10 protein-coding genes are annotated in these 12305 nt (G+C 60.0%); 3 read left to right on the forward strand and 7 right to left on the reverse strand.

Features of this window, described 5'->3' with window-relative positions:
* Positions 1–140 precede the first annotated feature (140 nt).
* The gene (locus tag O2807_00520; protein ID MDA0998984.1) at positions 141–1046 is read left to right on the forward strand and encodes a LysR family transcriptional regulator; all 906 of its coding nucleotides are present in this window, start codon (positions 141–143) and stop codon (positions 1044–1046) included.
* 121 nt (positions 1047–1167) lie between these two features.
* Positions 1168–2208, forward strand: a complete 1041-nt coding sequence (locus tag O2807_00525; GenBank protein MDA0998985.1) for an IS5 family transposase — start codon at positions 1168–1170, stop codon at positions 2206–2208.
* Between the two features lie 76 nt (positions 2209–2284).
* Here O2807_00525 and O2807_00530 read toward each other — a convergent pair whose 3' ends face one another.
* The 7 genes from O2807_00530 to O2807_00560 all read right to left on the reverse strand — a co-directional run bounded on the left by O2807_00530 (position 2285) and on the right by O2807_00560 (position 11645).
* Positions 2285–2785, reverse strand: coding sequence for a hypothetical protein (locus tag O2807_00530; protein ID MDA0998986.1), 501 nt, complete (start codon positions 2783–2785; stop codon positions 2285–2287).
* 35 nt (positions 2786–2820) lie between these two features.
* Complete coding sequence (locus O2807_00535; protein ID MDA0998987.1) at positions 2821–3690, reverse strand: cupin domain-containing protein; 870 nt, start codon at positions 3688–3690, stop codon at positions 2821–2823.
* A 44-nt stretch (positions 3691–3734) separates the two neighbouring features.
* Entirely contained in the window at positions 3735–4769 is a 1035-nt protein-coding gene (locus O2807_00540) for an alcohol dehydrogenase catalytic domain-containing protein (GenBank protein ID MDA0998988.1), read from the reverse strand.
* A 495-nt stretch (positions 4770–5264) separates the two neighbouring features.
* On the reverse strand, positions 5265–7631 hold the full coding sequence (locus O2807_00545; protein ID MDA0998989.1) for a response regulator: 2367 nt from the start codon (positions 7629–7631) through the stop codon (positions 5265–5267).
* Between the two features lie 518 nt (positions 7632–8149).
* The gene (locus O2807_00550) at positions 8150–9370 is read right to left on the reverse strand and encodes a pyruvate carboxyltransferase (GenBank protein ID MDA0998990.1); all 1221 of its coding nucleotides are present in this window, start codon (positions 9368–9370) and stop codon (positions 8150–8152) included.
* A 77-nt stretch (positions 9371–9447) separates the two neighbouring features.
* Entirely contained in the window at positions 9448–10788 is a 1341-nt protein-coding gene (locus O2807_00555; GenBank protein ID MDA0998991.1) for a Xaa-Pro peptidase family protein, read from the reverse strand.
* 104 nt (positions 10789–10892) lie between these two features.
* On the reverse strand, positions 10893–11645 hold the full coding sequence (locus O2807_00560) for a FadR/GntR family transcriptional regulator (GenBank protein MDA0998992.1): 753 nt from the start codon (positions 11643–11645) through the stop codon (positions 10893–10895).
* Positions 11646–11919: 274 nt separating this feature from the next.
* On the opposite strand from O2807_00560, the gene O2807_00565 reads away from it, so the two are divergent.
* Positions 11920–12305 (forward strand): TIM barrel protein (locus O2807_00565; GenBank protein ID MDA0998993.1); only part of this gene is annotated, 386 nt, incomplete at its 3' end.

Genomic DNA, 12305 nt, shown 5'->3' on the forward strand with positions numbered 1-12305 from the left:
AATTTCTTAATGGATTTCGGCAAAATGGCCTACTGACGCCATGGGGAAGCTGGTGGAGGGAACTCCATATTTCAGAAGTAACATATTAATTTTCAGTTACTTAAGTTCCACTTCTCCACTCCCGAAAGGACCTCGCTGGGATGTTCAACCTCGGTCAGCTTGAATATTTTTATTACGTCGTCAAATACGGCGGCTTCACCGAGGCGGCCAGGCGCCTCCCCTTCCCCATCAAGCAGCCGGCCCTGAGTCTTCGCGTCAAGGCGCTGGAGGAGAACCTTCAGGTCAAGCTCTACCAGATCGTAGGCAGGAAACTGCGTCTCACCTCCAACGGGGAGTACCTTTTCAACACCATCCAGCCTTTTTTCGAGTCCCTCGACGACCTGGAGCGGCAGCTGAAGGGCGAGGCGCATGGCCGGCTCATCGTCGCGGAGGCCGCGCCGATGCTCATCCTCAAGGAACACCAGTCCGTCCTCAAGGAGTTCCGCAGGCGGCACCCCGGGGTACAGCTATCGATACTGGAGAAAAACTGGACGAATCTTCTGGAGAGCGTAACGGAGGGAGAGGTGGACCTGGCTTTCGGCTCGGCCCCCGAGCTGCGGGGAAACATCTCTTTCGAGGAATGGCTGGAGGGAGACTACCTGCTTCTCCACGGAAGCAAGCATCCCATTGGCAAAGACAAGTCCGTCGGCCTGAAAAGCATCGCGTCCTACCCGCTGATTCTGCTCGAGCGGGGGACGGCGGATCGGCAGCACATCGAGAATATTTTCTCGCGAAACAAGATATCTTTCGAGGTCGCGCTCGAGACCTCCTCCTACTCGCTCATCAACGAGGCCGTAAAGGACGGCGTGGGAATCGCCATCGTGAACGAATTCTGGCCCCGGCCCGGGCGGATGGGCGGTCTCCGGACTCAGAGTGTTTCGCATCTGTTCGGAAAAAAGCGGATCGGATTATTCCAGCGGACGGACAAATACCTCCCGCCCTACGCACTGGAGTTTTTGTCCCTGGTGAAGGAGAAGAGCGCGGTCCAGGCAAGCGGCGCTTCCTGATATGATTCAATGTGACTTCAAAGAAACTTTACATGCATTCTTGTAAGGGCACCTCTAAAAACCTCCCCTATTTTATCTCTGATGTGATCCAATAGAGGCCTCCCGCCCCGGAGGATGGAAGATGACGGCACAGCCAGGATTTTTCGATCTTGAGGATCGGTACGCGCTTTTGAGTGATGGAGGCGACCCGCTTGAGCGTTTGAGCCAGATAGTTTTGTTCGAGGATTTCCGTCCCCTTCTCGAGGATGCGCTAGAGCGCAAGGACCGGAGCCTGGGCGGGCGCCCTCCGATGGATGCGGTCATGATGTTCAAGAGCCTGGTATTGCAAAGCCTGTACAACCTGGGAGATGACGCGGCGGAATATCTGATCCGGGACCGCCTGTCGTTCATGCGGTTTCTGGGATTGGGCCTGGGGGACAAGGGGCCGGACGCGAAGACGCTCTGGCTCTACAGGGAGCACTGGACGCGGGCGGGTGTGGTTGAGGCATTGTTCGAGCGCTTTGAGCGGGTGCTCCGGGATGAGGGGTTCCTGGCCATGGGCGGCCAGGTCGTGGATGCTTCGATCGTGCGCGCTCCGGTGCAACGCAACCGCCGCGATGAGAACGAAGCGATCAAGGCGGGCGAGGTTCCCGGCGCCTGGAAGGCCAGGCCCCATAAACGGGCTCAAAAAGATGTGGACGCCCGCTGGACCCAGAAGCACGGCAAGAGTCACTTCGGCTACAAGAACCATGTGAACGTGGACCGCCGCCACAAGCTGGTTCGCCGTTATGAGGTGACCGACGCCGCCGTTCATGACAGCCAGCTCTTCGACAACCTTCTGGACGAGGAGAACACCTGCTCGAAGGTCTGGGCCGACAGCGCCTATCGCTCAGGGGATGCCGAGCGCCGCTTGAAGGAGAACGGTTTTATCAGCCAAGTGCATCGGCGGGGCAAACGGGGCAAACCCTTATCGAAGCACAAGCGCCAGGTGAATGCCCGCCGCTCCAGGGTCCGGGCCCGTGTCGAGCATGTCTTCGGTTTTCAGGAAAGCGCCATGGGCGGCAAACTGGTTCGCACGATTGGCATTGCCAGGGCCCGAACCAAGATCGGAATGATGAACCTGGTCTACAACATGCGCCGCCTTGTCTGGTTGGCGAGAAACGGGATACCTGCGGCCGCATGAGGGAAAATCGGCCATCAGGAGGCTCCTCGGAGTTCCGATGGCCGTAAATAAGGCGGGAAATGGATTCAGATTATGGCTAGAATGCGGCTACGACATAAAATCGGGGGGAAATCAGGCGGTTTTTAGAGGTCCCCTTAAATGTATTTGGATCAATGTCGCTGTTCTGACTGTACAAAGTAATGAATTCGGTCATCCCTTTTGGAGTCTTCATGAGTTTTTCGCGTAAAACTTCCTTTTCTAATTGCCCACCAAACCTAACAGCTCCACGAAGCATCTGATGATAAACTCCCAAATCTAATCTTTTGACCGCGAACAACCCCATGGCAGATATTAAAACAAGTATTCCAGAAATGTGAATTTCAACATTCCAAAATGACACCCAAAAGTCTTGTCGCCGGCTCAGCAAAATAAAGGCCAACGCGAGCGCAGCAACAACGAACGACAACCCCAATTGTCTTGACTTCACGGACATCTCATTAAAATGCATTTGGGTATCTACTGCCTTTTCCCATACCTCTTTTTGCAACTTCAATAAATTTAGCTCTTCCTTGTCTTTATCACTGCTCTCATCATTCATCTTATTACCCCCCTTGAAAGGAGCATGAATTCGATCTAAAGCGCGCCCGTTCGCTGTTTGAGGTCTTCCCCGGTCACCGGGCCCATGTAGTTAAAACCGCTCTCATCCAGCCCGCCGACGCCGATGTACCAGCCGGGGGCGGCCAGATCCTCCTCATCGTCGAGATTCGCCAGCCAGTGCTCGGTTCCGGCGGGGATGTAGTGGACATCGCCCGCGACCAGCTCGCCCCGGTCCGCGCCCACGCCCGCAAGGCCATGGCCCTTGAGGATGTAGCAGATCTCCTCGCAGTTGTCGTGGCGGTGCTTCATGTGAACGGTGTGGGGGCCGAAGTAACCGTACATCCAGCAGCTCCCCACCCCGTGGCTGCGGTTGAAGGGCTCGCAGAAATAATCCTGCGTCCATCCCTGCTCCTTCGAAACCTTGACGAGGGGCACGGCGTCCTGATGTACGAGGGGATACTGGAGCTTGGCGGTGTCGAGCGTGCGCGGGGCTTTCCGGTCCGCATCGGTGACCTCGCCGGCGTACACATAGCCCGCGGCGCCCGGGCTGGGGGCGCGGTCGTAAAGACCCAGGATGACGAGGGGCTCGTTCCGGCTGAGATTCACGAGCCAGCGCTCTACCCCCTTGGGGATGAAATGGTAGTGGCCGGCGTGGACCTCCGCCCGGTCGGGCCCCGCCCCCGCGAGGCCGTGGCCGCTCACGATGTAGTACATCATGTCGCAGCCCTCGAAGCGGTGCCTGTGGTGCACATCGCCGGGCGCGAAAACGGCGTGGAACATGGTGGAGGAGCAGCCTTCCTTTTCGCTGATGACCACCCGGAACTCGGAGATGGACCAGCCCTCGCCCGCGTCCATTTTCACGGGCTTCAGATCGCGGATGCGGATATAGGGATGTTCGAACGGCATGGGGATTCCTCAGGAAAAATGAAACCGTGATAGCGAAAAAACCGTTAGCTCTTTTCTCCGATCTCGATCACCCCGCGAAGGGTGGCGCCGTCGCCGCCGCCCTCGATGAATTCGAAACCCTTCTGGATGTCATCCAGCGGGAAGCGATGGGTGACAATCGGCTCAAGATCGATCCTCCCCGATGCAACGAGGGCAATCGCCCGGCCGAAATCCTCGGCGAGGCCCGCGCGCGAGCCGATGACGGTGATGTCCTTGAAGTAGTAGGCCTGCGCCGGGATGCCGCCTACTTTCTCCGGCCCGATGCCGAACTGGAGGATGGCGCCGCCCGGGCGGACCATCTCGTAGGCCTGCTGCATGGTTTTTTCCGTTCCGGCGGTCTCGATGACGACATCGGCCCCGAGGCCCTCCGTCAGATCACGCACGGCCTGGATGGGGTCCACCTCGCCGGCCGGAACGATGTGATCGGCGCCGAGCTTTTTCGCCATCTCGAGCTTCCATTTGCTGCGCGTGATGGCGATGACACCGGCGGCGCCGGAGACCTTGGCCAGCTGGGTGTGGAGGAGTCCGCTGCTCCCCTGCCCGATAACGGCCACCTTCCCGCCGGGGATGTAGGGCGCCTTCCTTTGAGCGTAAACGACCGTATAGAGGCCGACAAAATTCGTCGCCGCGGCGTAGCTCACGTTGTCGGGGATGACGTAGGCCTCGGTCTCCTTGACGGCGACATACTCGGCGAAGGTGCCGGGCACCTCCCGGCCGCGCAGACCGCCCGCCAGGCAGAGGTTGGTGAAGCCCCGCACGCAGTAGTGGCAGGTACCGCAGGAGGTCGTCGGGTCGAGGACGACGCGATCGCCTTTCTTCAGCCGGCTCACCCCCGCGCCCAGCTCCACCACCTCGCCGGTGCACTCGTGCCCGGGGATGAGGGGCATGTTCGAGGGCATCTTTCCCGCCCAGATCGAGACGTCCGTGCCGCAGATGGCCGAGGTCGCCACCTGGACCAGAACATGGCCCACCAGGACCTGGGGATCGGGTTGCCCTCCCACGTTCATCCGGTGGGGGGATTCGAGCAAAGCCGCCTTCATATTTCCACTCCAGAGGAACGCCGCACGAAAAGGGCGCGCGGGAACATTCTTTTGTTGTCAGGGCCACGCCATCATATGGCATGGACCATTCGGGGAAAAGCGTACGCGGCCATCGGCCGCCGTGAAGGAAACCGATGTTTTTGAATTCTTGGGCGTTGAACGCAGGCCATGCTGCCCGCACCGGGCGCGCGCGCAGAAGAGTTTCGTTTGGGAACTTACGCACACATTTTGTGGAAAACTTGGGGAAAACCCTGTGCCTGCATCCTTTAACTCAACATTATTGAAAAGGTTATTTCAGAGTGCTTCATTTGGAGGCAAGTGAAGTAACCACAATAAAATCAATAAAATACACAAAATTTTCGCCCAGCCGGGCCAGTGGTTGACGCTTGGCCACTGTTTTTTCAACAGATCTCGCCGCGGCGCGGCACCCGCCGGAGAACGCAAGGGGGCGGCCCGAGGGCCGCCCCCCACTGCCTTGGGCCGCTCTCCCGCTCCTCACATGTCTTTCCACGGTTCGGACTCGAGCGCGTTCTTCACGCGCGCATATTCCTTCTCCAGCTCTGCCAAAAGGTCACCGGCGAGACCCGTTTCGCCCTTCCTCCCCCGCTGCTCCAATTCTTCACAGAGTTCCTGCATGCGCCATGCGCCCAGGTTGCCGCTACTCCCTTTTAAGCTGTGGGCCACCCGCTCGAGCTCTTCCGCGTTTTCTCCCTCCAGGGCTTCACGGATGGCCGAGAGCCGGCGGAGGGTGTCAGAAAAAAACTGCGCCGCCAATTCCCCGATGAGATCGGAGCCGGACATCTTCTGAAGCGCGGCCAAGGATTCCAGCCGGGAAAGGTCGAGCGGCCCTTGGCTGGCCCTTTCTGATTCCGAAGGCGCGGCCTGCACCTGCACCCTCCCCTCCAGCCAGCGCTGGAGCTTGTTCACCACCTCCTCCAGCTTCGCCGGCTTGGCAATATAGTCGTCCATCCCCGCCTCGAAGCACCGCTCCCGGTCGCCCAGCATGGCGTTGGCCGTCATGGCGATGATGGGAATGCGATCTTCCCCCTCCTTTTGGCGAATCGCCCGCGTCGCCTCGTATCCATCCATCTCCGGCATCTGACAGTCCATGAATACCGCGTCGTAAGGAAATATCTCCAACATCTCGAGCACCTCCTTTCCATCGGAGGCAACATCCACGCGGCAGCCGACGCTCGTCAGCATTTCCCTTGCGACGATTTGATTGACGGGATTGTCCTCGGCCAAAAGGATCCGCGCCGGGGAGAAAGAGAGGAGCGGCGTTTCGAGTGACAATCTTCTCCTCTTGAGCGAGCGGATTGTCTTCGGCTTCGGCTCAAAGTCCGGAGCAACGGCCCCGGCCGGCCGCCTCGCCTTCCAGACGGTGGCCAGGACATCCATGAGCTGGGACGGGCGGACAGGCTTTTCCACGAAGGCGGATATTCCGGCTTCTTCCAATGCCGCCTCCTCGATCTCCTCCCAACCGACCATCACCAAGAGCAATTCCCGGAGAGTAGGATCACCCTGAATTTCGCGCGCCAGGGCAACCCCGTTTATGTCCGCCGTTGCCTGATTCAGAATAACAATTTGGAAAGGGTCATTCGCCGCATGGGCCCTGCGAAGCGCGGTGAGGGCTTCTCCGCCGGAAGAGAAGCTGCCGTTGCGCATGTTCCAGCCCGTGACCATCTCGTGCAGGACGCTCCGGGTGACCGCGTTGGCGGCCACGACGAGGACGCGCAGATTTGCCAAGTCCGCGTCGGGATGGGACACCGCCTGCGCTTGTTCATCAATGTGCAACGAAAGAACAAACCAGAAGGTGGACCCCACGCCCTGCTGACTCTCTACGCCAACGGTTCCGCCCATGAGCTCAACGAGCTGCTTGGAGATAGAAAGCCCCAGCCCCGTTCCGCCAAATCCGCGGGCAGATGAGGAATCCACCTGCGTAAATTTTTCGAAGACGGACGGCAACATATCCTCGGGGATGCCGATCCCGGTATCTTGCACAGACACCTTGAACCGGACGTTGTCCCCTTCCCTCTCCAGGAGTTCCACCGCCACCAGAACATGCCCCTCGTGCGTGAACTTGATGGCGTTGCCCGCCAGATTGACTAGAACCTGGCGGACCCGCCCGCTGTCCCCCATGAAATGCCGCGGCATCTCAAGCGGAAAGCGCAGGACGAGTTCCACCCCTTTTTCCTTCGCCTCGGCGGAAAAGGCATGCACCGTCTCCTCGACCTCATCCAGCAGGTTGAAAGAAGAAACCTCGATGGATATTTGTCCCGCTTCGATCTTGGAGAAGTCCAGGATGTCATTGATGATGGCGAGAAGATTCTCGCCCGAGGAGTGGATGATCTCCATGTACTGCCGCTGGCGATCCGTGAGCGGGGTTTCGAGCAAAAGGCCCGTCGCGCCGATGACGCCGTTCATGGGAGTGCGGATCTCATGGCTCATGTTGGCCAGAAACTCGCTCTTCGCACGGCTGGCAGTCTCGGCCAATTTTTTTGCTTCTTGCAAATTTAAATTTGCGCTCTCCAGATCTCCCGTTTTACCCTCCAACAACTCCTTGAGCTGGGTTGTTTCCTGCAGCAACTCCCTGACCCGGGCGAGCGATTCATCGGTCCGGAGGCGCTCAACAAAGAGCTTCAGCGACACCATCGTCGAGATGCTCAGCGCGATCGCGGCGAAAATCACGGACGTAAGGACAAATTCCCAATGCTCCGCTACGGTTTCTTCGGCCTCTCTCTCCTCAGGGTGCAGGAAATTCCAAGAGATCAATTCCTCAAACACGAACTCCCACAGCACCGCGGCAATGAACACCACCAGTAGAGTGAGGAACGCCAACCGGATGATGTCTTTCTTTCTCACGCCGTCAACCTCTTACTACGGGGAGCGGTAAGTAGTTTGCACCCCCTTGATCGTGTACCAATGACAGCTTGCTGCCGGTGCCTTGCGGGCAGGGCACGAAAGGACAAACCGCCCGTGCCACTCTCAGGGAATGAGGGAATCTATAAGGTGCTCCTCTTAGTAGATTGTCTTTTTGATGAAGATTACCGTTTCCTTCTTCAGGGTATTCCCCCGGGCAACAAAATGACAAAGGAAACGAAAAAAGCGCTCGCGCGTGCCGCCGCTCATATGGCCATTCCGCAAACATATTCTCTCGATTCGGGATGCCTCAGAACGGTCCGTTCATACGAGAAAATCTCGCGTTGCAAAATCAAAATATCACAAAAATTCAACCCCGCACAAAAACCAAACCTCAAAAAATATGCAGCCCCATAACATACAAACCATTAAAAGCTGCCCTTTCTGTTAGGGGGCGGGCGCACAATCAAAAAAAAGGGCGGCCCGAGGGCCGCCCCCTTGATCGCCTTGCCAGTAAGCCGCTACTTCGCGCCGGCGAGTGCCTTGAATTCATCCATCGTGAGGAGCCGCTTCTCCTTCAGCGCCTTCTCCTTCACATCGCCCAGGAGCGCCATCTTCTCTTCCTCGGTGGCCTTGATGCCCAGCTCATCGAGGAACAGGTTGATGGAATCGATGCCGCTGCCCTTGCCGATGACCGGCTTGGGCTCGCTCTGCCCGACCAGGCCCGCCCGGAAGGGCACGAGCTCGGTCGGCCACTTCTCGCCCGCGTTCTTGAGCCAGCTGACGATGATGCCGCTCTCGATGTCGTAGAGATGCTCGCCCACGATGCAGCGGTTGGGCGGGACGGCCACCCTGGCGAGCCCGGTCACGAGCCGGGAGACCTCGACGAACTTCTCGGTCTTGAGGCCCATGTCCACGTCGTACATCGTCAGCATCGCGAGGGCAAGTTCTTCGTAGGCGCAGTTGCCCGCGCGCTCGCCGATGCCGGTGACCGAGGTCTGCGCCACCTGGCAGCCGGCCGCCATCGCCATGAGGGTGTTCGCCACGCCCATCCCGAAGTCATCGTGGAAGTGCGGCTCGAACGGCGTGTCCGGAAACACCTCGCGCATTTTCTTGATCAGATGCGGCACGGTGTGCGGCGCCAGCCCCCCGAAGGTGTCCACGATGGCGAGGGCGTCCATGTGACCATCGGTCGCCACCTTCCTGAGCATCCCGAGCACCCAGTCGAGCGGGGCGCGTGAGAAGTCAATCGGGAAGAAGACCACGTAGAGGCCGTTTTCCTTCGCGAAGAGCGTTGCCTCCACCGAGGTGTCGATGGCCTTCTGGGGGTCCCACCTGTAGGCCCGCTCGATGATGTGGGTCGAACTCGGCACCTCCATGACGATGCCCTTGACGCCGGTATCGACCGAGCGCTTCACGTCGTCCTTCATGCAGCGCGCGAAACTGAAGACCTCGGTGTTCGAGCCCTCGAGCCGCTTGACGATCTCGCGGATGGCCTGCTCGTCCTGCTTCGAGACGACCGGCATGCCCGCCTCGATGCGGTGGATGCCCACGTCGGCGAGCGCCTCGGCGATGCGGATCTTCTCGTCCTTGGTGAAAACGATGCCGGTCTGCTGCTCGCCGTCGCGCAGGCTGACGTCGTGCAGCTTGGGGTGGGGGTCGAAATGCACGGTATCCCGGACTTCCTTGTCGAAGTTCCAGGGGCTCGTGTACCACATGTCGGTATTCCAGGGTTCTCTCATCTCCCAAATCTCCTCTCTATCGAAATGGGAAGCTCCGGCGGCGGGGGCGATTGCCCCCCGCTGGAGAAATTCGTCCGCTACTCGAAGCGGGCCTCGCCGCGCGATTTGTTGCAGAAGTCGAAGTACGGCGAGTCTTTGATGCACTCATCGTAGTGCTGCATGCCGGTGAAGACGATCGGGCCGTCGGCGCCGACGAGAACGTTCTCCTCGAGGCGGACGGTCTGCGGCAGGCCGGGGTGGCCGGCGAAGGTCTCGATGGCGAAATACATGTTCTCCTTGATCTCGACCGGATACTCGAGGCTGTAGGCCCGGCTGATCCACATGCCCTCATAGAGGTCGAGGCCGATGGAGTGGGCGAACTGCTGGAGCGTCACCGTCCCGTACTTGTCGTCGGCGTACTTGGGGAACTGGGAGGCTACGTCCTTGGAGGTGGCGCCCGGCTTCAGATTGACGAGGCCGGCGTACATCGAATCGTACACCTCGCGGTAGAGCGCTTTTTCCTTCTTCGTCCAGTCGCCGCCCGTCTTGAAGCAGCGCACGTAATCGACAAAGTAGCCGCCCGGGCCGATAGCGTTGATGTCCACGATGACGAGATCGCCCTCGCGGATCATCTTGTCAGTGTGCCATCTGCGGTAGGGGCTCGTGTTTCCGCCCGAGGCCACGATGATATCGTAAACGAAGTCGAAGCCCTCCTCGTAGAGCAGGTTGTTCACCCACGCGGTGAGGTCGCACTCGCGGATGCCGGGCTTGAGCCACTCGTGGCGGATCTTCCACATGCAGGTGTCGCCGATGGTGGAGCTGATCTTGAGGCACTCGATCTCCTCGGGGGTCTTGATGACGCGCGCCTCGCTCATCACCGGCCAGGCGTTCACCAGATTCACACCCTTTTCGGTGAAGGCGCTGTAGGCCTGGAAGTCCATGATGTCGATGCCGATCTTGCCGTTGAGGGGGATATTGCCCTCTTTCAGAACGTCAATGACCGAGTCCACCATCCGGTTGACCATCATCTGCTCGGCGGTCTCGGACCACTTCCAGGTGATGGCCGGGCGGATGTTGCCCTCGAGCCAGGGGGCGTCGATCCGCGCGCACTCGAAGTCCGAGCCCGCCGTCTCGAAAAGCACCGGGGTTTTCGCCCCGCGGCAGAGTACCGCGTAGCGGATGAAGATGTTGTTCTTCCAGTTCCCCTGGAAGACCGAGCAGGTGTAGCGGATGTTCTCGCCCTTGAACATAATGAGCGCGTCCATGTCGTGCTTTTCCATCATGTCCTTGGCGCGCTGGAGCCGATCCTTGCGCATCTTGTCGAAGTCCACCCGGCGCTGCCAGTCGCTGCCCGTCTGGCTGTAGACGCGGCGGGGGGACGTGTAGTGCGATTTCTGCAGAAAATCGAGCGGCATGCCCTGTTTGCTGAGTTCCACCATTCCTCGTACCTCCTTGATGGTTATCGAATCTGTCCCGAAAGCAGATTCCGTTCACGGAAACCGAATGAAGATTCCAGCCGGATGGATTCTGGCTTTCCCTCCCCTCAATCTGGTGCCTTGCCGTTGCGCGTGCCGTGAAAACGACCCGAAAGGGCGGCCCGTAAATGCCTGCCCTCTGATTCCATGTGCTCGCGCATGGCGCGCCGCGCCGCGTCCCGATCGCCCGAGATCACCGCCGCGAGGAGCGCCTCGTGCTGGGCCACCGCCTGGCCGGCCTGCTCGGGAATGCCGATGATCCGCCGCTGGCTCTTTTCGATCAGCCCCGCGATGGCCTCCCAGACCGTCAGGAGGACGGCGTTGTCCGCCGCCTCGGCCAGCGTCCGGTGAAACGTCACCCCCGCCCGGATGAAGGACTCGGGAGAGTCGATCGCATCGTGCATCTCCCGGGTGAGCGCGCGGAGCTTCTCGAGATGCTTTTCTTCGCGCCGCTCGGCCGCCAGCGGGGCGATCTGCTCCTCAAGGCCCTGGCGCACCTCCCACAACTCAAGGAAGGTGTCTTCCTTCACATCGAGGAGAAAAGAGAGGCTCTCCCGAATGCTCGCCAGATAGGGATTGAGGCCGATGTCGCGCAAAAAGGCCCCCTGGCCGCTGCGCACTTCGATGAGCCCCATGCTGTCCAGCGTGCGGAGCGCTTCGCGGACCGAGGGGCGCCCGATGCCGAGCGTAGCGGCGAGTTCGCGCTCGGAGGGAAGGCGATCGCCGGGGGAGAGCTTTTTGGTGCGGATGAGGCGCTGAACCTGCGCCACTACATCTTCGTAGATGCGGGTTTTCTTCACCGGGCGGAGCAAGTTCGTCATCTCCACCGCCGGCGCGCAAGAGCCCGGCAGCCATCAAAGGCTCGCGGCGATGCCTTGAAACGATGACTCGCCGCGATGGAATAAGAAAAACACTTTCAGAGGTGATTCTGGTCCGATGGTCGGACCGATACTAGGGACGCGCCCCTGGGCTGTCAAATGATTTCCGGCGCGATGCCGCGCATCTGCCCGCCCGCGTTGCCCCGGCCGGATGGGCTTCCTATAATGTGTTGGGTTATATGGTGTTTCTTTCGCTCCCCCGCCGAAAGGTCTCTCGTTGAAGCCGCCGTTTTCGCTCTCGGCACATCTATTCGCCAGCGAGGCCGCGACACGGGCCCATCTTGAATCTGTGGCGCAGGCCGGATTCAAGCAAGTCGAGCTGTGGGCCATGATCCCCCACATGGACTACGGGGACGGACGGAGGGTCCGCGAGGTAGGGTCTTGGCTCGATGAGCTCGGCCTGCGCCCGGTGAGCTTTCATGCGCCCTTCTACGCCCATCTGGAGGAGGCCCGCGCGGGCCGGTGGCTCTCCCTGGCCCACCCGGATGAGATCGTGCGGGCGGAAACCCTTCGGCGCGTTGAAACCGCCCTGCGGGCCATGACGGAGATCGGGGCCAAGGTCGCGGTTATCCATCCGGCGGCGCCGGGCAGGGCCGAGATCGC

Source organism: bacterium (genome assembly GCA_027622355.1).
GTDB lineage: Bacteria > UBA8248 > UBA8248 > UBA8248 > UBA8248 > JAQBZT01.

Coding starts and splice junctions, on each gene's coding strand:
- O2807_00535 (MDA0998987.1), bottom strand. CDS start 3,690: ATGCCGTTCGAACATCCCTATATCCGCATCCGCGATCTGAAGCCCGTG.
- O2807_00530 (MDA0998986.1), bottom strand. CDS start 2,785: ATGAATGATGAGAGCAGTGATAAAGACAAGGAAGAGCTAAATTTATTG.
- O2807_00540 (MDA0998988.1), bottom strand. CDS start 4,769: ATGAAGGCGGCTTTGCTCGAATCCCCCCACCGGATGAACGTGGGAGGG.
- O2807_00555 (MDA0998991.1), bottom strand. CDS start 10,788: ATGGTGGAACTCAGCAAACAGGGCATGCCGCTCGATTTTCTGCAGAAA.
- O2807_00550 (MDA0998990.1), bottom strand. CDS start 9,370: ATGAGAGAACCCTGGAATACCGACATGTGGTACACGAGCCCCTGGAAC.
- O2807_00560 (MDA0998992.1), bottom strand. CDS start 11,645: ATGACGAACTTGCTCCGCCCGGTGAAGAAAACCCGCATCTACGAAGAT.
- O2807_00525 (MDA0998985.1), top strand. CDS start 1,168: ATGACGGCACAGCCAGGATTTTTCGATCTTGAGGATCGGTACGCGCTT.
- O2807_00520 (MDA0998984.1), top strand. CDS start 141: ATGTTCAACCTCGGTCAGCTTGAATATTTTTATTACGTCGTCAAATAC.